This window comes from Pseudomonas sp. BN417, assembly GCF_029871205.1.
In the GTDB taxonomy this organism is placed as follows: Bacteria; Pseudomonadota; Gammaproteobacteria; order Pseudomonadales; family Pseudomonadaceae; genus Metapseudomonas.
Window position 1 is genome coordinate 99,375 of the sequence record NZ_SSOJ01000142.1, and the last position, 18,553, is coordinate 117,927.

At 65.5% G+C, this 18,553-nt stretch carries 15 protein-coding genes and 1 pseudogene; 10 read left to right on the forward strand and 6 right to left on the reverse strand.

Annotated elements, in window-relative coordinates; genetic code table 11:
• Positions 1-250: 250 nt before the first annotated feature.
• A complete protein-coding gene (tcdA, locus tag E8F11_RS21420) occupies positions 251-1,054 on the reverse strand; it encodes a tRNA cyclic N6-threonylcarbamoyladenosine(37) synthase TcdA (protein ID WP_280290885.1) in 804 nt (267 codons plus the stop codon).
• A 152-nt stretch (positions 1,055-1,206) separates the two neighbouring features.
• Between tcdA and E8F11_RS21425 the strand changes: the two genes are divergently transcribed.
• The 5 genes from E8F11_RS21425 to E8F11_RS21445 all read left to right on the forward strand — a co-directional run bounded on the left by E8F11_RS21425 (position 1,207) and on the right by E8F11_RS21445 (position 7,592).
• The gene (locus E8F11_RS21425; RefSeq protein ID WP_280290886.1) at positions 1,207-2,358 is read left to right on the forward strand and encodes an iron-containing alcohol dehydrogenase; all 1,152 of its coding nucleotides are present in this window, start codon (positions 1,207-1,209) and stop codon (positions 2,356-2,358) included.
• A 210-nt stretch (positions 2,359-2,568) separates the two neighbouring features.
• Positions 2,569-5,160, forward strand: coding sequence for a glycosyltransferase (locus tag E8F11_RS21430; protein WP_280290887.1), 2,592 nt, complete (start codon positions 2,569-2,571; stop codon positions 5,158-5,160).
• 103 nt (positions 5,161-5,263) lie between these two features.
• A complete protein-coding gene (gene dapE / locus E8F11_RS21435; RefSeq protein ID WP_280290888.1) occupies positions 5,264-6,406 on the forward strand; it encodes a succinyl-diaminopimelate desuccinylase in 1,143 nt (380 codons plus the stop codon).
• Positions 6,406-7,209 (forward strand): putative RNA methyltransferase, encoded by an 804-nt coding sequence (locus tag E8F11_RS21440; protein WP_280290889.1) that lies wholly within the window; start codon positions 6,406-6,408, stop codon positions 7,207-7,209. The genes dapE and E8F11_RS21440 overlap by 1 nt, the downstream gene beginning before the upstream one ends.
• Before the next feature lie 11 nt (positions 7,210-7,220).
• Positions 7,221-7,592, forward strand: coding sequence for a hypothetical protein (locus E8F11_RS21445; protein WP_280290890.1), 372 nt, complete (start codon positions 7,221-7,223; stop codon positions 7,590-7,592).
• 209 nt (positions 7,593-7,801) lie between these two features.
• Here E8F11_RS21445 and E8F11_RS21450 read toward each other — a convergent pair whose 3' ends face one another.
• The 5 genes from E8F11_RS21450 to E8F11_RS21470 form a co-directional block, all read right to left on the reverse strand.
• Positions 7,802-8,011 carry a cold-shock protein gene (locus E8F11_RS21450; protein ID WP_016494409.1) on the reverse strand — a complete coding sequence of 70 codons (210 nt, stop codon included), beginning with the start codon at positions 8,009-8,011 and terminating at the stop codon, positions 7,802-7,804.
• A 329-nt stretch (positions 8,012-8,340) separates the two neighbouring features.
• Complete coding sequence (locus tag E8F11_RS21455) at positions 8,341-9,330, reverse strand: DUF4340 domain-containing protein (protein WP_280290891.1); 990 nt, start codon at positions 9,328-9,330, stop codon at positions 8,341-8,343.
• 10 nt (positions 9,331-9,340) lie between these two features.
• Positions 9,341-11,176 carry a Gldg family protein gene (locus tag E8F11_RS21460; RefSeq protein ID WP_280290892.1) on the reverse strand — a complete coding sequence of 612 codons (1,836 nt, stop codon included), beginning with the start codon at positions 11,174-11,176 and terminating at the stop codon, positions 9,341-9,343.
• A 2-nt stretch (positions 11,177-11,178) separates the two neighbouring features.
• Positions 11,179-11,913 carry an ABC transporter permease subunit gene (locus E8F11_RS21465; RefSeq protein WP_280290893.1) on the reverse strand — a complete coding sequence of 245 codons (735 nt, stop codon included), beginning with the start codon at positions 11,911-11,913 and terminating at the stop codon, positions 11,179-11,181.
• Positions 11,910-12,833, reverse strand: a complete 924-nt coding sequence (locus tag E8F11_RS21470) for an ABC transporter ATP-binding protein (RefSeq protein ID WP_280290894.1) — start codon at positions 12,831-12,833, stop codon at positions 11,910-11,912. Before E8F11_RS21470 ends, E8F11_RS21465 begins: the two co-directional genes overlap by 4 nt.
• Positions 12,834-13,060: 227 nt before the next feature.
• Between E8F11_RS21470 and plsB the strand changes: the two genes are divergently transcribed.
• From plsB to E8F11_RS21495, 5 genes and pseudogenes are all read left to right on the forward strand, one after another.
• Positions 13,061-15,553, forward strand: coding sequence for a glycerol-3-phosphate 1-O-acyltransferase PlsB (plsB, locus tag E8F11_RS21475; RefSeq protein WP_280290895.1), 2,493 nt, complete (start codon positions 13,061-13,063; stop codon positions 15,551-15,553).
• Between the two features lie 178 nt (positions 15,554-15,731).
• The gene (locus tag E8F11_RS21480) at positions 15,732-15,998 is read left to right on the forward strand and encodes a hypothetical protein (protein WP_280290896.1); all 267 of its coding nucleotides are present in this window, start codon (positions 15,732-15,734) and stop codon (positions 15,996-15,998) included.
• The gene (locus E8F11_RS21485) at positions 15,995-17,275 is read left to right on the forward strand and encodes a hypothetical protein (protein ID WP_280290897.1); all 1,281 of its coding nucleotides are present in this window, start codon (positions 15,995-15,997) and stop codon (positions 17,273-17,275) included. Before E8F11_RS21480 ends, E8F11_RS21485 begins: the two co-directional genes overlap by 4 nt.
• Positions 17,276-17,349: 74 nt before the next feature.
• A pseudogene (locus E8F11_RS21490) lies at positions 17,350-17,499 on the forward strand (YbaY family lipoprotein); the annotation flags it as partial.
• Between the two features lie 37 nt (positions 17,500-17,536).
• Positions 17,537-18,214, forward strand: coding sequence for a DUF4197 domain-containing protein (locus tag E8F11_RS21495; protein ID WP_280290898.1), 678 nt, complete (start codon positions 17,537-17,539; stop codon positions 18,212-18,214).
• Positions 18,215-18,553: the final 339 nt, after the last annotated feature.

Sequence of the window (18,553 nt, forward strand, 5' to 3'; positions counted from 1 at the left end):
ACTCGCCTGGGAAGGCGAAACCGGGACTCGCAGCCCACTCGATAAGCAACTCGGCTCAGGACGCTCTAGCAACACTTAATGCAGACATAGCCAATTCATTCGCCAAGCAGGACGCAGTCCTGCCGGTAGGTTGGCGCTGAGGAACGAAGCCCAACAGGGGAACCCACCCGACACCGTTGGGCTTCGCGTAGCTCAGCCACAACCTACCGGTAGGAGCGAATTCATTCGCGAAAGGGCCGCCATGCGCCCCCTAGGAAGCACTCCGCTCCGAAGGCCTGCGCGCCCCCGCCACCAACTTATCCACAATCCGCGCTGCAGCTACCATGCCGAAGGTGGCGGTGACCATCGTCACTGCGCCGAAGCCTCCGGCGCAGTCCAGCTTTACCCCTTCGCCGACGAAGCTCTTCTGCTGGCACACCGAACCGTCCGGCTTGGGATAGCGCAGCTGCTCGGTGGAGAACACGCAGGGCACGCTGTAGGTGCGCCCCGGCGTGCGCGAGAAGTTGTAGTCCCGGCGCAGCGTCGAGCGCACCTTGGCCGCCAGGGGGTCGTTGAAGGTCTTGTTCAGGTCGGCGACCTGGATCTGCGTCGGGTCCACCTGGCCGCCGGCGCCACCGGTGGTAACGATCTGGATCTTGCGCCGCTTGCACCAGGCGATCAGCGCAGCCTTGGCCGCCACGCTGTCGATGCAGTCGATCACCGCGTCCATCTCGGGTCTGATGTACTCGGCCATGGTCTCGCGGGTGACGAAGTCGGCCACCGCATGAACCACGCAGGCCGGGTTGATGGCGCGGATGCGCTCGGCCATCACGTCCACCTTGGCCTTGCCCACAGCCCCCTCCATGGCGTGCACCTGGCGGTTGGTATTGGTGATGCAGACGTCGTCCAGGTCAAACAGGGAAATCTCGCCCACTCCGGAGCGCGCCAGGGCCTCGGCCGCCCAGGAACCCACGCCACCGATGCCGACCACCGCCACATGGGCCGCCTGCAGCCGCGCCAGCCCGTCCAGGCCGTAAAGCCGGGCGATGCCGCCGAAACGCTCGTCTGTACTCATCCCAATCACTCCCATCGCCAACCACCGGGCGGGCGCGCATTATAGGAAGCGCCATCCCTGGGCCCAAGTCCATTGCCGCTGAATGGTGGCCCATAGATTCGGGCGCGGTCCGCGGGGGCTATAGTCGGCTGATAACGACAAGGGAGCCGGTCATGCGCAATTTCACTTTCTACAACCCCACCCGCATCCATTTCGGCGAAGGCCAGATCTCCAAGCTGGCACGGGACATTCCCGCCGGCAGCCGGGTGCTGGTGACCCACGGTGGTGGCAGCATCTTCCAGAACGGCGTCTGGCAGCAGGTGGAGGAAGCGCTGACCGGCCACCACCTGACTCGCTTCGGCGGCATTGAGGCCAACCCGCAGTTCGACACCCTGGTCAAGGCCGCCCAAGTGGCCAAGGCCGAGCAATCCGATTTCATCCTCGCCGTGGGCGGCGGTTCGGTGATCGACGGCAGCAAGTTCATCGCCGCGGCTGCCTGCCATGACGGCGACCCGCTGGAGCTGCTCAGCGGCAAGCGCATCACCGCCGCGCTGCCCCTGGGCTGCGTGCTGACCCTGGCAGCGACCGGTTCCGAGAGTAATCCCCACGGTGTGGTCACCCATGTCGCCCGCCAGGAGAAGCTGCCCTTCTCCAGTGCCCTGCTCTATCCGCGCTTCGCCATCCTCGACCCAAGCACCACCTTCAGCCTGCCGACGCGGCAGATCGGCAACGGGGTGGTGGACGCCTTCGTCCACACCATCGAGCAATACCTGACCTACCCAGCCGATGCGCCGCTGCAGGACCGCTACGCCGAAGGCCTGCTGCTGACCCTGATAGAGGAAGGTCCCAAGGCCCTGACCGACCCCGAGGACTACGCCGTGCGCGCCAACCTCATGTGGTGTGCCACCCAGGCGCTGAACGGCCTGCTCGGCTGCGGCGTGCCCCAGGACTGGACGACCCACATGATCGGCCACGAACTCACCGCCCTCTATCACATCGACCACGCCCAGACCCTGGCCGTGGTGCTGCCGGCGCTGCTGGCCGAACGCCGCCAGGTCAAGCGCGAGAAGCTGCTGCAGTATGCCGCGCGCGTCTGGGGCCTGAAGGAAGGCGACGAAGAGCAACGCATCGACGCCGCCATCCAGGCCACCCGTGACTTCTTCAAGCGCATGGGCGTACCCACCCGTCTGTCCGAACATGGCCTGGACGCCGACGTGATTCCCCAGGTGCTGGCACAGCTGGAACGCCATGGCATGACCGCGCTGAGCGAGCGCCGCGACCTCGACCTGGAGGTCAGCGAGCGCATCCTGCTGCGCGCCCTCTGAGGCTGACCCGCATCGATCCTGGCCGGATTTTTCCAAATTCGGCCGAACTTCTGCCGCATCCGAAGACCAAAACCTCTGGCGGGGGATGGCCATCCAGCCTTCCCTGCTGGTTGCAATCTATACAGCTGTTGGGCGCCGGGGTAGGATTCGCGCCGACCAGTACCCCGCTGGCCCTATCCCTAGTTCCATGCTTCGGAACCTTTGACTTCTATGCCATCGCGTAAATTTGGACTCAACCTGGTGGTCTTCGTGGCTGTCGCCGCGTTGTTCACCGGCATCTGGGCGCTTTACAACCGCCCGGTCACCGCACCGGACTGGCCGGAACAGATTTCCGGTTACTCCTTCTCGCCTTTCCGCGCGGACCAGAACCCCCAGCAGAACCGCTACCCCAACGACCAGCAGATCCGCCAGGACCTCGAGTTGGTGAGCAAGCAGACGGACAACATCCGCACCTACTCGGTGGACGGCACCCTGGCCGACATCCCGCGCCTGGCCGAGGAATTCGGCCTGCGAGTGACCCTGGGCATCTGGATCAGCCCGGACGAGGAGCGCAACGAGCGCGAAATCGCCAAGGCCATCGAGATTGCCAACGCCTCCCGCAGCGTGGTCCGCGTGGTAGTGGGCAACGAAGCGCTGTTCCGTCGCGAGATCAGCCGCAAGGACCTGGTGGCCTACCTCGACCGCGTCCGTGCTGCGGTGAAGGTACCGGTGACCACATCCGAACAGTGGCACATCTGGCTCAAGTACCCGGAACTGGCCAAGCACGTCGACCTGGTGGCCGCCCACGTGCTGCCCTACTGGGAGTTCGTGCCGATGGAGGACTCCACCGAGTTCGTCCTGGAGCGCGCCAAGGACCTGAAGAAGGCCTTCCCGAAGAAGCCGCTGCTGCTGTCCGAGGTGGGCTGGCCGAGCAACGGCCGCATGCGCGGCGGCGCCGACGCCTCCCAGGCGGACCAGGCCATCTACCTGCGCACCCTGGTCAACGCCCTCAACTCCAAGGGCTACAACTACTTCGTGATCGAGGCCTTCGACCAGCCGTGGAAGGCCAGCGACGAGGGCTCGGTGGGCGCCTACTGGGGTGTCTACAACCTTGAACGCCAGCCCAAGTTCGCCTTCGAAGGCCCGGTGATCGCCATTCCGCAATGGCGCATGCTGGCCGTGGCCTCGGTGGTCATGGCGCTGCTCGCCCTGGCCATGATGCTGATCGACGGCAGCGCCCTGCGTCAGCGCGGCCGCACCTTCCTGACCTTCGTCGCCTTCGCCGGCGGCTCGGTGCTGGTGTGGATCGCCTACGACTACAGCCAGCAGTACAGCACCTGGTTCAGCCTGACCGTGGGCCTGCTCCTCGGCGTGGGTGCCCTCGGCGTGTTCATCGTCCTGCTCACCGAGGCCCACGAGCTGGCCGAGGCGGTCTGGGTGCGCAAGCGCCGGCGACCCTTCCTGCCGGTGCTGGCCGACGCCGCCTACCGGCCCAAGGTGTCGGTGCACGTGCCCTGCTACAACGAGCCGCCGGAGATGGTCAAACAGACCCTCGATGCCCTGGCCAACCTCGACTATCCGGACTACGAAGTCCTGATCATCGACAACAACACCAAGGACCCGGCGGTCTGGGAACCGGTGCGCGACTACTGCGAACAGCTGGGCCCGCGCTTCAAGTTCTTCCACGTCGCCCCGCTGGAAGGCTTCAAGGGCGGCGCGCTGAACTACATCCTGCCCTACACCGCGCCGGATGCCGAAGTTGTCGCGGTGATCGACTCCGACTACTGCGTCGACCGCAACTGGCTGAAGTACATGGTTCCGCACTTCGCCGATCCGTCGATCGCCGTGGTGCAGTCGCCGCAGGACTACCGTGACGGCAACGAGAACACCTTCAAGAAGCTCTGCTACGCCGAGTACAAGGGCTTCTTCCACATCGGCATGGTCACCCGCAACGACCGCAACGCCATCATCCAGCACGGCACCATGACCATGATCCGCCGTTCGGTGATGGACGAGCTGAAGTGGGCCGACTGGACCATCTGCGAAGACGCCGAACTGGGCCTGCGCGTGTTCAAGACGGGTTATGCCGCCGCCTACGCCCACCAGAGCTTCGGCCAGGGCCTGATGCCGGATACCTTCATCGACTACAAGAAGCAGCGCTTCCGCTGGGCCTACGGCGCCATCCAGATCATGAAGGGCCACGCCCGCAGCCTGTTCCTGGGCAAGGACTCCCAGCTCAAGCGCGGCCAGCGCTACCACTTCATCGCCGGCTGGCTGCCCTGGGTTGCCGACGGCCTGAACATCTTCTTCACCGTTGGCGCCCTGCTCTGGTCGGCGGCGATGATCATCGTGCCGCAGCGGGTCGACCCGCCGCTGCTGATCTTCGCCATCCCGCCGCTGGCGCTGTTCTTCTTCAAGGTGGGCAAGATCGTCTTCCTCTACCAGCGCGCGGTAGGGGTCAACCTGAAGGACGCCTTCTGCGCGGCGGTGGCGGGGCTCGCGCTCTCGCACACCATCGCCAAGGCGGTGCTCTACGGCTTCTTCACCAAGAGCATTCCCTTCTTCCGCACGCCGAAGATGCGCAGTAACCATGGCGTGCTGATGGCCCTGGCCGAAGCCCGCGAAGAGGTCTTCATCATGCTCCTGCTGTGGGGGGCGGCCATCGGCATCGCCGTGGTCCAGGGCATGCCCAGCCCTGACGTGAAGTTCTGGGTGGCCATGCTGCTGGTCCAGTCGCTGCCCTACCTGGCGGCGCTGATCATGGCCCTGCTCTCTTCCCTGCCCAAGTCCCAGGAGGCGGAGCAGGAAGTCGCCACCGCCTGACGGCGATCGACGACCCTAAACGGCGGCCATTGGCCGCCGTTTCTGTTTTAAGATGTCCGCCTTTTCACCCAGTCCGTTTCCGCGCTGTCTTTCGGAGCTTCCCATGTCTGCCCTCTCCCCCACCCTCGAACTCGCCTGCGACCTTATCCGTCGTCCCTCGGTCACCCCGGTCGACGAAGGCTGCCAGGACCTGATGATGCGCCGGCTGGCCGCTGCCGGCTTCCGCATCGAGCGCATGCGCATCGAGGACGTGGAGAACTTCTGGGCGATCCGCGGTGGCGACGGCCCGGTCCTCTGCTTCGCCGGCCACACCGACGTGGTGCCCACCGGTCCGCTGCAGGCCTGGCAGCACCAACCCTTCGATGCCCTGATCGACGAGCAGGGCATGCTCTGCGGCCGTGGCGCGGCGGACATGAAAGGCAGCCTGGCAGCCATGCTGGTGGCGGTCGAGCGCTTCGTCGCCGAACATCCGCAGCACAAGGGCGCCATTGCCTTCCTCATCACCAGTGACGAGGAAGGCCCGGCCCACCACGGAACCAAGGCCGTGGTCGAGCGCCTGGCAGCCCGTGGCGAGCGCCTGGACTGGTGCATCGTCGGCGAACCCTCGAGTACTTCCCTGGTGGGCGACGTGGTGAAGAACGGCCGCCGTGGCTCCCTGGGCGGCAAGCTGACGGTGCGCGGCGTGCAGGGCCACGTGGCCTACCCGCACCTGGCAAAGAATCCCATCCACCTGGCTGCGCCGGCCCTGGCGGAACTCGCCGCCGAGCACTGGGACGACGGCAACGACTTCTTCCCGCCCACCAGCTTCCAGGTGTCCAACCTCAACTCCGGGACCGGCGCCACCAACGTGATCCCCGGCGAGCTGGCGGCGGTGTTCAACTTCCGCTTCTCCACCGAGTCCACCGTGGAAGGCCTGCAGCGCCGGGTCGAAACCATCCTCGACAAGCACGGCCTGGACTACCACCTGGAGTGGGCCCTGTCCGGCCTGCCGTTCCTGACCGCACCGGGCGAGTTGCTGGATGCCGTCTCCGCCAGCATCAAGGCCATCACCGGCCGCGACACCACCCCCTCCACCAGCGGCGGCACCTCGGACGGCCGCTTCATCGCCACCATGGGCACCCAGGTGGTCGAACTCGGCCCGGTGAACGCCACCATCCACCAGGTGAACGAACGGGTGCTGGCCAGCGACCTCGACCTGCTGACCGACATCTACCAACAGACCCTGGTCCGCCTGCTCGCCCAATGATGCTCATCTGCCCCCTCTGCCAGGGCCCGCTCCACGCCAGCGACAAGGGCGTGGCGTGCCCGGCCAACCACAGCTTCGACCGCGCCCGCCAGGGTTACTACAACCTGCTGCCGGTGCAGCACAAGAACAGCCGCGACCCGGGCGACAACGCCACCATGGTCGAGGCCCGCCGGCGCTTCCTCGATGGCGGCCACTATGCCCCGCTCGCCGCCCGCCTGGCCGCCCTGGCTGCCGAACGCGACCCCGAGCGCTGGCTGGATATCGGCTGTGGCGAGGGCTACTACACCGGGCAGTTGGCCATGGCGTTGCCGGCAACCGACGGCTATGCCCTGGATATCTCCCGCGAGGCGGTGAAGCGCGCCTGTCGCCGCGCCCCGCAACTGCACTGGCTGGTGGCGAGCATGGCGCGGGTGCCCCTGGCCGACGCCAGCTGCCAGTTGCTGGCCAGCGTCTTCAGCCCGCTGGACTGGCAGGAAGCCCTGCGCCTGCTGGCGCCCGGTGGCGGCCTGCTGCGCATGGGGCCGACCCGCGAGCACCTGCTGGAGTTGCGCGAGAAGCTCTATGACGAGGTCCGCGACTACGATGACCAGAAGCATCTGACGCAGATCCCGGCAGGCATGCGTCTCGCCCATAGCGAGACCCTGACCTATCGCCTGCAACTGGCCGACGCCCAGGCCCGCGCCGACCTGCTGGCCATGACCCCGCACGGCTGGCGCGCCAATGCCGAACGCCGTGCGGCGGTGGTGTCCGAAGCCTTCGAAGTCACGGTGTCCATTCGCTACGATTGGATCGAGAAAACCTAGAGAGCCTTCCCATGCGCCAACCCGATATCGAGATCTACCTCAAGGACGCCGATCAGGAGGCCGTCACCGCCTGGCTCAACACGGCGCTGGGCCCCTGCACGCCGTGGCAGCAGAAGGGACAGACCTTCAAGTGCCTGGCCGGGGATATCCCCGTCACCTGGCTGCCCAAGGCCGTGGGCAAGTGGCACAGTCTCTACCTGGAGAGCGATGCCTCGCCCTGGGAAGACGATCTGGGTTGTGCCCGCGCGGCCTTCGCGGCCCTTGGCGTGGAAATCCGCTGCGCGCCGGGCGGCTGGCAGGAAGCGCAGGGAGAGGAAGACGCTGATCGCTGGATCAAGGTGAACGCGGAGGGCGAGCAGGAAATCACCTGGCGCACCGACTGAGGCGGCAGTGGGCGTTGACCCCGGCCTTGTTCGAACCTTTGCGGTGGAAATCCGCCAGGCGGATTTTCACCCTACGCAGTGCTTCCGCAGGGTGGACCACGCTTCATCGGTCCACCAGAGTGGGGCCGCCCGAGCACAGCCTGGACGGCCGCGGTGTGAAGCCTGGAAAGCAAAAGGCCCGTCACTGACGGGCCTCTTGTTCTTGAGTCTCAGACCTTGGCGACGTCTTCCGCCTGCAGGCCTTTCTGACCCTGGATCACGGAAAACTCCACCTTCTGGCCTTCCAGCAGAGAGCGGTGGCCCTCGCCGCGGATAGCGCGGTAGTGAACGAACACATCAGGACCGCTTTCGCGCTGAATGAAACCATAGCCCTTGGCGTCATTGAACCACTTGACGGTTCCGACCTCACGATCAGCCATTACTGCTCTCTCCAACTCGCAATTTTGTTGTTTTACCCCCTTATGCGGGGGTTTCGACGGTGCGGTAAAGACGTTCTTCTTGTTATATCCGACCCCGGCCGAATCAAGCGTGGAGCGGGTATTTCGAATGGCGTTCTTTTTGTGACCGCGACCGGAGTATACGACAAGAGTTGGTGCTGAAAAGCACTTTTTTATGACAGTACGGAATGGCCGCGCCACGCGGGCTGGACGCCCTTTTTTGGTCTCTCCGAGGTACAAATCGGGGCATGAAAAAAGGCGGGAATGCACCGGCGTTTGTCCAACTTCCCACCTTTTCCCAATGACTTGCACTACTTGGCAGCCAGGACGTCCTCGAGCTTCTTGGCCAGTGCCTGATATTGGAATGGCTCTAGCCTGTAGGCCCAATCCAGCTTGCCGGGCACCTGCTCGTCGCCGAGTCCCTTCTTGTCCGTGAGCACCAGCCAGGGCTGCTCCGCCTGGGGGTAGACCACCCCACGCAATTCACCGCCTTCGAAGGTCGAAAGGCTGAACTCGAGCATCGGCTTGCCCTTGAACTGCACCTGCGCCAAAGGCGCATTGTCGGCGAACTCCAGGCCGGCGAAGAGGGTCGCCATGCCGTTGGCCGCCGCCTCGTAGGCCAGGCGCCGGTCCTTGGGCAATTGCTTGAGCTTGAGGTTGGGCTCCTCGGCCGAATCACGGTAGACGGTCAGCTTGCTGCCGTTCGGGTAGGCCACTTCCACCTGCCTGACCTTGGCGAAGGGAATCGCCGCCACCCGGCGGTCCAGCCAGTTCAGCTCCGTTGCCGGCATGGGCATGGATTGGTCCACCAGCCAGACCTGGTTGTCGCCGTAGAGGCGCACCAGCTGGCCCTTGCCCTGTTGCGCCGGCTTGCCCACCAGCAGCTCCAGGGGCGCCTCGCCCCCTCGCTCCAGCCTGACGCGTACACCCTGCTCCTCGGCGTTGCCCTTGTCGGCCAGGCCGACGCGACCATGCAGTTCCGGGTTGGCGGTCTTGGCTTCCACCTTCTGCGCCTCGGCGAGCGCCTTCAGCAGGGTCGCTACCGGTTGGCCGGCGGCGGGGTAGTCAGCCTTGGCCGGCAGCACCCAGAGTTCGCCCTTGCGCTCCAGGCGCAGATCAGGCTGCCCGGGACGCTGCACGTCCACCGCGCTCACTTCCGCCAGCTTGCCTTGCAACCCGGGCAACAGCAGCTCGCGGCTGGCGCTGGGCGGCTGCGGCCGCGAGCTGCCCTGCTGGATGTAATAGGCCGCGCCCAGCCCAAGTGCGAGCAGGGCGAGGAAGATCAGGCCTTTGCGTCCCATTGCGTTCTCCTCAGGCCTGGCGCCGGCGGCGCCACAGCCACAGCACCAGCACGCCCAGGGTCAGCACCAGCGGCACCAGGGCGATGTTGATGAATTTCAGGGTGCGTCCCAGGTCCTCGATGTCGGCGTTGAGCTGGAAACGCACTTCGCGAAGTTCCTTGCGGATGCGCAGCTTCTCCTGGACGAACTGCTGCAGGGTGACCTGCTGTTCCGGGGTCAGCTCCAGGGCCTTGGCCGGGTCCTGGCTCTGCTGCAGCGAGGCCAGCTTCTGCTCGGTGTCGGTCAGGCGCTGCTGGAGTTCCTGCTCGCGCTCGCGGAACTGCACCTCAGCGTCGCGCTGGAGCTTCTCCACCACATCGAAGGGGCGGCTGAAGCGGCCACGGGAACGCACGCTGATCAGGGCATCGGAGCCGGCCAGGTTGTCCAGGGCGTTGATGGCGAAGCCGGCGTTATCGGCCCAGGGCTGCGGCACGCGCTGGCCGAAGAAATCCTGCACCTGCACCCACATGCGGTCGCTGAGCATGTCGGTGTCGGCGACGACGATCAGGTTGACGTTTTCCGCCGCCTTCAGTCCGTCCTTGCGACCTTCGATGCCGTTGGGGAAGGCCGATTGCACTGGCCCGCTGATGCGTGCGGCCACTGCGTAGCGCTCACCGGTCGGCTTGAGCTCGCGGATCAGCTCCTCCGGGTCGGCGAGCATGCCGAAGCGCTGCACGTCGAACGGCATGGCGTACTCGGAACTCTGGATCAGCGGCAGGAAGCGGGTCTTGGCGCCTTCCAGCGGCTCGAGGATGCCGGCGGTGGCCAGGGTGATGTTCTCCAGTCCGCCGGTGCTGACATCGCTCTGGTCGAGGCTGTGCCTGGGCAGGTTGAGCCAGGCGGCATGGCGCGCCGGCGGCCTGTCCTGGCCCATGCTCACCGACATGCCGTTGGCGCCGTCGCCCAGCACCTTGCCCGGCATCATCCGCAGGCCCCAGGCCTTGAACAGGGTGTCGAGATCGGAAGACTTGTCGCCACCCGGTTCGCCCGGCATCGCCATGCCGTTGTCGGCTTCGCTCCAGGGGTCGACGAAGGCCAGCAGCTTGCCGCCGCGCAGGACGAACTGGTCGATGGCGTACTGGGTCTGCTGCGGCAGGTTCTTCGGGTGCACCAGCAGCAGTACCGAAACCTGTTCCGGAATCTGGTCGATGTCGTTCTTCAGGCTTTCGATCCGGAACAGCTGGCGGATTTCCTCCATCACCATCCAGGGCGGCGTCGGCTGGCGGCTCGCCATGTCGAACCCGCCGTTGAGCTGCAACCCGGAAAGCACGCCCACCACCGGCCGCTCCGGCTTGGCCAGGCTCTGCACCAGGCGGCTGATCTCGTACTCGAGGAATTCCTCCTGGTCGAGCGGGAAGAAGGGGATGACCTGGGTTTCGTCGACGCTGTTGGTGCCGGCCAGGCCGAAGTAGATCTGGTCGCCGCCCTGCTCCAGCGGAATCGCCTGCAGGCCGAACTCGGCGGCCTTGTCCTCGTCTTCGGAGAAAGGCTCGGGATCGACGATGTGCAGCTTGATCTTGCCGCCGGCCGTGCGCTCGTAGGCCTTGAGCATTTCCTCCACGCGTCGCGCGTAGTTGCGCAGCACCACCAGGTCCTTGGCGGCCTTGTCGGAATAGAAGAAGTAGAGATTGATCGGCTCGTCTATCTCGCCAAGGATCTTTTTAGTCCCGTCGGAGATGGTGTAGAGCTTCTGTTCGGTGAGATCGACCCGCGCGTTGGTCAGGGTCAGCCCGGCGAGCATGTTGAACGCCAGGAAGGCCAGGGCGATGAGCAACAGCCCGGCACCGGAATACATCAGTCTTTTCATGTTCAGTCGGCCTTCTTCAGATCGACCACCACAGCGGTGGCGGCCAGCCAGGCGGCGATCAGGGTGACGAAGTAGAGCAGGTCACGCAGGTCGATCACGCCCTTGCTGATGGCATCGAAGCGGGTGAGGAAACTCAATGACGCTACGGCGTCCAGCAGCCATTGCGGGGCCCAGGTGCTGAAGGCGTCGAGCACCAGCGGGAAACCGCTGACGATGAACAGGAAGCACACGCTGACGGCGAGGATGAAGGCGATCACCTGGTTCTTCGCCAGCGCCGACATGCAGGAGCCGATGGCGAGGAAGGCCCCGGCCAGCAGCCAGCTGCCGATGTAACCGGTAATGATCGCGCCGTTGTCCGGCTCGCCGAGGTAATTCACCGTGATCACCATGGGGAAGGTCAGCAGCAGCGCCAGCCCGGCGAAGGCCCAGGCGGCGAGGAACTTGCCGGTGACCGCCTCGAAGCGGGTGATGGGCAGGGTCATCAGCAGCTCGATGGAGCCGGACTTGCGCTCCTCGGCCCAGAGCCGCATGGCGATGGCCGGCACCAGGAAGAGGTAGAGCCAGGGGTGGAAGTTGAAGAAGGGCGCGAGGCTGGCCTGATCGCTTTCGAAGAAGCCGCCCAGGTAGAAGGTGAACACCCCGGACAGCACCAGGAAGATCACGATGAAGACATAGGCCAGCGGCGTGGCGAAGTAGCTCGCCAGCTCGCGCTTGAAAATCACCGGCAGCTGCATCATGCCGCTTCTCCCCGGGTCAGTCGGCGGAATACTTCGTCGAGACGGCCGCGCTCCACGTCCAGCTCCCTGACCTTCCAGCCGCGCGTGTGGATCAGCTGGTTGACCTGCGGGAAGATCACCTCGCCCGGCTTGGCGAGAATGGTCAGGCCGCCCTCGATGGCGTTCTCTTCGATGCCGGCAACGCCTGGCAGCACCGCCAGGGCCAGCATGTCCAGCGGCTCGTCGGCCACCAGGGTCACTGCCTGGTGATAGCGCGAGCGGCTTTCCAGCTCGAAGGGCGTGCCGTCGGCCACCACCTTGCCGGAGGCGATCACCAGGGCGCGGGTGCAGACCGCGGTGACTTCTTCGAGGATGTGGGTGGAGATGATCACAATCTTGTCGCGGGCCAGGCTCTGGATCAGCTGGCGTACCTGGTGCTTCTGGTTCGGGTCGAGGCCGTCGGTGGGCTCGTCGAGGATCAGCGCGCGGGGATCGTGGAGGATCGCCTGGGCCAGGCCGACGCGGCGCTTGAAGCCCTTGGACAGGGTCTCGATGGACTGGCCGAGGACATGCTCCAGCTCCACCTGGCCGACGGCCCGATCGACCCGCTGTTTCTTCTCGGCACCGCGGAAGCCGCGGACTTCGGCGATGAATTCGAGGAAGCGGCGCACCGTCATGTCGCCATAGCAAGGGGCACCTTCAGGCAGGTAGCCGATCTCCCGCTGGGCTTTCAGGGTCTGGGTCTGGATGTCGAAGCCGAAGATGCTCGCGGTGCCGGAGGTCGGCGCGAGGAAACCGGTGAGCATCTTCATGGTGGTGGACTTGCCCGCACCGTTGGGGCCGAGGAAGCCCAGGACTTCTCCCGGTGCGACGCGGAAGGACAGGTTGTCCACGGCGGCGTGCTGCGCAAAACGCTTGGTCAGATTGGTTATTTCGATCATGGCCTGTAGTCCCGAAGGGAAAAGCCCCTGGCCATGCTGGCCACGGGGCCTTGCAAATGCTGGCGGACTATAAGGACTCCTCCGCGGGCATTGCAAGAAGGCACCTCGTGCGAAAAGTTGCAGGAAAAATCCCCAATTGCGGCGGTCCCGGCCTTTTTGCGACCCGCCAGCGAATCCGGCAAACTAGCGGCCCCGAGCAATCGCTCGTTTCACAGCATTACCGTCCGATGACCCGCTCCCCTTTCCGCCGCCTCGCCTTCGGCACCCTGCGCCGCCTGCTCTATCTCTGGGTACGCTCGGAAACCATCAACCAGTCCGCCTTCACCCTCAAGCTCGACCGCAGCAAGCCGGTGCTCTACGCGCTGCAGCAGCCTTCGGCCAGCGACCTGGCGGTGGTGGACCGGGAATGCACCAAGGCCGGCCTGCCGCGCCCGGTGCTGCCGGTGGCGGTGGGTGACCTGCTGGAGCCGGCCGCCTTCTTCTACCTGACGCCCGAGCCGCGCTGGCTGGGCGGCCAGGACAAGCGCGGCGCCTCGCCCACCCTGGTTCGGGTGCTCGGCGCCATCCAGCAGAACGCGCTGGACGACGCGCAGATCATCCCGGTGACGGTGTTCTGGGGGCAATCGCCGGACCGCGAGACCAGCCCCTGGAAGCTGCTCTTCGCCGACAGCTGGGCGGTGACGGGGCGCCTGCGCAAGCTGGTCAGCATCCTCATCCTCGGGCGCAAGACCCGTGTGCAGTTCTCCGCGCCCATCCACCTGCGCGAACTGGTGGCCCAGGACAAGGGTCCGGAACGCACCCTGCGCATGGTCAACCGCATCCTGCGGGTGCACTTCCGCAACCAGAAGACCGCAGTCATCGGCCCCGACCTTTCCCACCGCCGCAACCTGGTCAAGGGACTGCTGCGCGCGCCCCAGGTACGCCAGGCCATGGCCGAGGAAGCCGAGCGCGAGAAGATCAGCCTGCCCGCCGCCGAGTCCCAGGCCTTGAAGTACGGCAACGAGATCGCCTCGGACTTCGCCTATACCGCCATCCGCTTCCTCGAAGTCGTGCTGTCCTGGTTCTGGAACAAGCTGTACGAAGGCATCAAGGTCAACCATATCGAGGGCGTACAGGAAATCGCCCAGGGCCACGAGGTCATCTACGTGCCCTGCCACCGCAGCCATATCGACTACCTGCTGCTGTCCTACCTGCTGTTCCGCAACGGCCTGACCCCGCCGCACATCGCCGCCGGGATCAATCTCAACATGCCGGTGATCGGCGGCCTGCTACGCCGTGGTGGCGCCTTCTTCATGCGCCGCACCTTCAAGGGCAATCCGCTCTACACGGCGGTGTTCAACGAATACCTGCACACCCTGTTCAGTCGCGGCTTCCCGGTGGAGTACTTCGTCGAGGGTGGGCGTTCGCGCACCGGGCGCATGCTGCATCCCAAGACCGGGATGCTGGCCATCACCCTGCGCAGCTTCCTGCGCTCCTCGCGCCTGCCCATCGTCTTCGTGCCGGTGTACATCGGCTACGAGCGGGTGCTGGAAGGCCGCACTTACCTGGGCGAACTGCGCGGGGCGAGCAAGAAGAAGGAATCCATCTTCGACCTGTTCAAAGTCATTGGCGCGCTGAAGCTGCGCTTCGGCTCGGTGGCGGTGAACTTCGGCGAGCCGATCAAGCTGGCCGAATTCCTCGACCAGCAGCAGCCGGAATGGCGCACCCAGGACCTCGGCCCGCAATACCGCCCGGCCTGGCTCAATGGCACTACCAACCAGCTCGCCGTGCGTATCGCCCGTCACCTCAACGACGCGGCGGCCATCAATCCGGTCAACCTGGTGGCCCTGGCGTTGCTGTCCACCAGCCGCCTAGCGCTGGACGAGCGTGCCCTGACCCGGGTGCTCGACCTCTATCTGTCCCTGCTCCGCGCCGTGCCCTACTCGCCCCATGCGACCCTGCCCGAAGGCGATGGCCAGGCGCTGATCCAGTACGTGCAGAGCATGGGCCTGCTGGCCGAGCAGAAGGACGCCCTGGGCAAGATCCTCTACCTGGACGAGCAGAATGCCGTCCTCATGACCTACTACCGCAACAACGTGCTGCACGTCTTCGCCCTGCCCGCGCTGCTCGCCAGCTTTTTCCAGAGCAGCGGACGGATGAGTCGTGAGCAGATCCTGCGCTACACCCGCGCGCTCTACCCCTACCTGCAGGCGGAACTCTTCATCCGCTGGGACTCCAGCGAACTGGACGGGGTGGTGGACCAGTGGCTGGCCGCCTTCGTCGACCAGGGCCTGCTCAAGCTGGAAGGCGATGTCTACGTGCGGCCGGCACCCAGCTCGCGGCAGTTCGTGCTGCTGACCCTGCTGGCCCGCGCCATCGTCCAGACCCTGCAGCGCTTCTACATGGCCATCGCCCTGCTGCTCAATGCCGGCCAGAACCAGCTGAGCGCCGAGGAGCTGGAAGACCTCTGCACCGTGATGGCGCAGCGCCTGTCGATCCTGCATGGCCTGAACGCCCCGGAGTTCTTCGACAAGACGCTGTTCCGCCACTTCATCCAGACCCTGCTCGACCAGCGCGTGCTGCGCCAGGACGAAGCCGGCAAGCTCGGCTACCTCGAAGTGCTCGGCGAACTGGCCGAAGGCGCGGCGAAGCGCGTGCTGCCTGCGGAGATCCGCCTGTCGATCCGCCAGGTCGCCCTCGACCGCCAGGCCGAAGGCGAGAGCCCGCCCGACGCCAGCTGAGTGCGGGCGGCCGCGGGGCCAGGCGCCCAGCGGCCGCTCCAGCTGCGGTCACTCCCGGAACCGTCCTACAAAAGAGCCAGAGCCCGGCATACAAGCGTGCCGTGGGGGGCTCAGTACCATTGGGCACCAGGCCGGTCCTGCCCGGATCGCGGCCAGCCACACGGTACGGAAGACGCCCATGCTACTTAGAACCATCACAGTCGAGAACGAGGCCCAGGAAGTGGTCAACGCCGCCGTCCTGTGCAGCTTCGCCATCCCCGATATCGATCGGAACATCCTCGTCTACTCCCTCAACGAAGAAGGTCCCCAAGGCACCGCCAAGGTGTACGTCGCCAGCGTCACCCCCGGCACGAACGGCTACCTGCTGGGTTCGCTGGAAAGCGAGCTCGAGTGGCAATACGCCAAGCGTGTGCTGAGGCAGATCGCCTGGGGGGTCGAGCCATGAGCGAATCGGAACTGGTCAACTTCCACTTCATCAAGCTGAAAGACCCGATTAACGGGCCTGGCGAACGACCGGCCGCCGTCACGGACCATCGTCCCCTATCGATCAGCAAGAGCTCGATCCAGAAGCTGATTGCCAGCCATGACAGTACCAACCTGGGCGATCCGCTGCCGGGCCTGCGACCTTCCCAGGTCGATGCTCGGGAGGAGCCCCCGATCGCGCCGCACCGCCTGACCGGCGCCGTCCTGGACGTCATCTACAACCTGCCTTCAGCTGAGTCTGCCGGGCCGCAGCCGGAGGCGGAAATTGCGGAAGAGGTAACGCCTGCTGCCGGGAAGGAAGAAGTCGAACAGGCTACGCCAGAAGCCGTCGAAGCGGTGGAACAGGCGCCTGTCGCCCCGGAACCGGGACCCGACCCCGAACCGGAACCCCAACCCGAGCCCGAGCTGGAGTCCGAATCCGAACAGGAAATTCCGCCCAGCCAACCGATCGAGGCGCAATACCAGGCCGAGGTTCCCAGCGTCGATATCGAGTCCGCCGACGAAGCGGTCGCCGCGGGCCAGGCGGAGATCCAGCGCCCGGTCCAGCCCAGCGCGCTGCCGCCCGAGTTCCAGGCGGAGCCTCATCAGGACGATGCCGACAGGCCCCCGGTTGCGCAATCCCCCGGGCCGGTCGCCGAGTCCGAGCCCGCCACCAACGTCGCCAGCGACACCGATAGCGTCCTGGGGGACGTACAGGCCACCCTGAACTCACTGGCCGACATGGCCAAAGGGCTGACCCAGCAGAAGCTGGAAGCGGTGAAGCAGCGGGAAAGCCTGGACCAGCTCAAATCGCAGCTGTGCGAGAAAGAACGCTTGCTGCTGGAGAAGGACGAGCAGCTGCGCGCCCTCGAAGCCCGCCTGAACAGCGATGCAGCAGCGATCGAAACTGCCGCGGAGGAAAATGCGCGCGCCCTCGCCGAGCGAAGTGCCGCACTCAAGGCCTTGGCTGAAACGGTCGAAGCCCGCGACCGCAGCACCGCGAAGGTCGCCGAGACCTTGCGCCAGGAAAAACTGCGCAATGATGAGCTCGCCGAGTCCCTGCAGCGCCGCGCCGAAGCGCTGGACGAGCGCGAGGCGGCGCTGCACCGCAAGGAAGACCAGTTGGCGGAGAAGCTCAAGCAACTGGTCGGCACCAAGGAAAGATTCCGCAAGATAGTCAGGGCCTTCAACGAGACGGTGCAGTTCAACAACACCCTCAACGCCATCTCCAGCACGGCGCTGGACGACAGCCAGGAATGACGCCGCTGATCCATCGCCCCCCTGCGGGGGGCGATTCCTTTGCCTCTTCGGCCTTCCGGCTCGGCTACGCCGCGGCCAAGGTACAGCCGAACCACAGGTACGCGGTGAGCGCCCGCATCGAACTGGACGGCAAGCTGATGTTCATCAGCACCGAGCAGCACTCAGTTAAACTCGACGGCTCCGACCCGCAGCCTCTGCGCATCAAGGTCGATCCCGTCCGCTGAAGCGGACCGCTCCCGAATCCGTCACAAGGATGCTGCCATGCTCCGTTTCACCGCCCTCTGCGCCGGCCTCGCCCTGTCCGCCAGCGCCTTCGCCCTGTCCCTCGCCGACCTCAGCCAGCAGGATGCCAGCGGCGGACTCAAGGATGCCCTTACCCAGGGCGCCAAGGTTGCCGTGCAGCAACTCGGCAAGCCCGGCGGCTTCAACGACAACCCCGACGTGCGCATCGAGCTTCCGGGCAAGCTCGGCAAGGCGGCCAAGACCATGAAGATGATGGGCATGGGCGCCCAGGTCGAACAGCTCGAAGCGACCATGAACCAGGCCGCCGAGGCCGCCGTCCCACAGGCCCAGGCCCTGCTGGTGGATGCGGTGAAGAAGATGACCGTGCAGGACGCCAAGGGCATCCTCGCCGGCCCGGAGGATGCCGCCACCCAGTACCTGAACAAGACCAGCCGCGAGCAACTGCGCGCGAAGTTCCTGCCCATCGTCAAGCAGGCCACCGACAAGGTCGGCCTGGCCCAGCAGTACAACAGCTTTGCGGGTCAGGCTGCCAGCTTCGGCGTGGTGGATGCCAAGAGCGCCAATATCGAGAGCTACGTGACCGAAGAGGCGCTCGACGGGCTGTTCAAGTTGATCGCCGAACAGGAGGCCAGCATCCGCCAGAACCCGGCGGGAGCGGCTACCGGGCTGGCGAAGAAGGTGTTCGGGGCGCTCTGAGGGGCGCCTGTCATGAAGAGCCCGGCTTGATGCCGGGCTTTTTTGTGGGTGCATGGAAAGGCTTGTGGTCTGGTGGTTCAGCTCATTACCGAGCGGGTTGCGGGTTTCTGTTTCGCCTTCCCGGGCGAGTCTCTTTTTTCAGTCGTCGGAATGCCGCCCACAAAAAAGAAACCAAAAACGCTTGCCCCTGCATCCGGCCCGACTTCGTCGGGTGACCAGCCTTCGGCTGTTACTGCGTTTCCCTCGCTCCATCATTGCTCCGGGGGCCCGGCGTGAGGGGCCATCCATGGCCCCGCACGCCTCTCGCGGCATCCATGCCGCTCGTCCCCCTCTGCAACG

What these genes read in the sequence shown, in the direction of transcription:
- dapE (WP_280290888.1), top strand. Translation starts at nt 5,264, where the DNA reads ATGTCTGCCCTCTCCCCCACCCTCGAACTCGCCTGCGACCTTATCCGT.
- E8F11_RS21455 (WP_280290891.1), bottom strand. Translation starts at nt 9,330, where the DNA reads ATGGGACGCAAAGGCCTGATCTTCCTCGCCCTGCTCGCACTTGGGCTG.
- E8F11_RS21485 (WP_280290897.1), top strand. Translation starts at nt 15,995, where the DNA reads ATGAGCGAATCGGAACTGGTCAACTTCCACTTCATCAAGCTGAAAGAC.
- E8F11_RS21495 (WP_280290898.1), top strand. Translation starts at nt 17,537, where the DNA reads ATGCTCCGTTTCACCGCCCTCTGCGCCGGCCTCGCCCTGTCCGCCAGC.
- E8F11_RS21465 (WP_280290893.1), bottom strand. Translation starts at nt 11,913, where the DNA reads ATGATGCAGCTGCCGGTGATTTTCAAGCGCGAGCTGGCGAGCTACTTC.
- E8F11_RS21450 (WP_016494409.1), bottom strand. Translation starts at nt 8,011, where the DNA reads ATGGCTGATCGTGAGGTCGGAACCGTCAAGTGGTTCAATGACGCCAAG.
- E8F11_RS21480 (WP_280290896.1), top strand. Translation starts at nt 15,732, where the DNA reads ATGCTACTTAGAACCATCACAGTCGAGAACGAGGCCCAGGAAGTGGTC.
- E8F11_RS21445 (WP_280290890.1), top strand. Translation starts at nt 7,221, where the DNA reads ATGCGCCAACCCGATATCGAGATCTACCTCAAGGACGCCGATCAGGAG.
- tcdA (WP_280290885.1), bottom strand. Translation starts at nt 1,054, where the DNA reads ATGAGTACAGACGAGCGTTTCGGCGGCATCGCCCGGCTTTACGGCCTG.
- E8F11_RS21460 (WP_280290892.1), bottom strand. Translation starts at nt 11,176, where the DNA reads ATGAAAAGACTGATGTATTCCGGTGCCGGGCTGTTGCTCATCGCCCTG.
- E8F11_RS21430 (WP_280290887.1), top strand. Translation starts at nt 2,569, where the DNA reads ATGCCATCGCGTAAATTTGGACTCAACCTGGTGGTCTTCGTGGCTGTC.
- E8F11_RS21470 (WP_280290894.1), bottom strand. Translation starts at nt 12,833, where the DNA reads ATGATCGAAATAACCAATCTGACCAAGCGTTTTGCGCAGCACGCCGCC.
- plsB (WP_280290895.1), top strand. Translation starts at nt 13,061, where the DNA reads ATGACCCGCTCCCCTTTCCGCCGCCTCGCCTTCGGCACCCTGCGCCGC.
- E8F11_RS21440 (WP_280290889.1), top strand. Translation starts at nt 6,406, where the DNA reads ATGCTCATCTGCCCCCTCTGCCAGGGCCCGCTCCACGCCAGCGACAAG.
- E8F11_RS21425 (WP_280290886.1), top strand. Translation starts at nt 1,207, where the DNA reads ATGCGCAATTTCACTTTCTACAACCCCACCCGCATCCATTTCGGCGAA.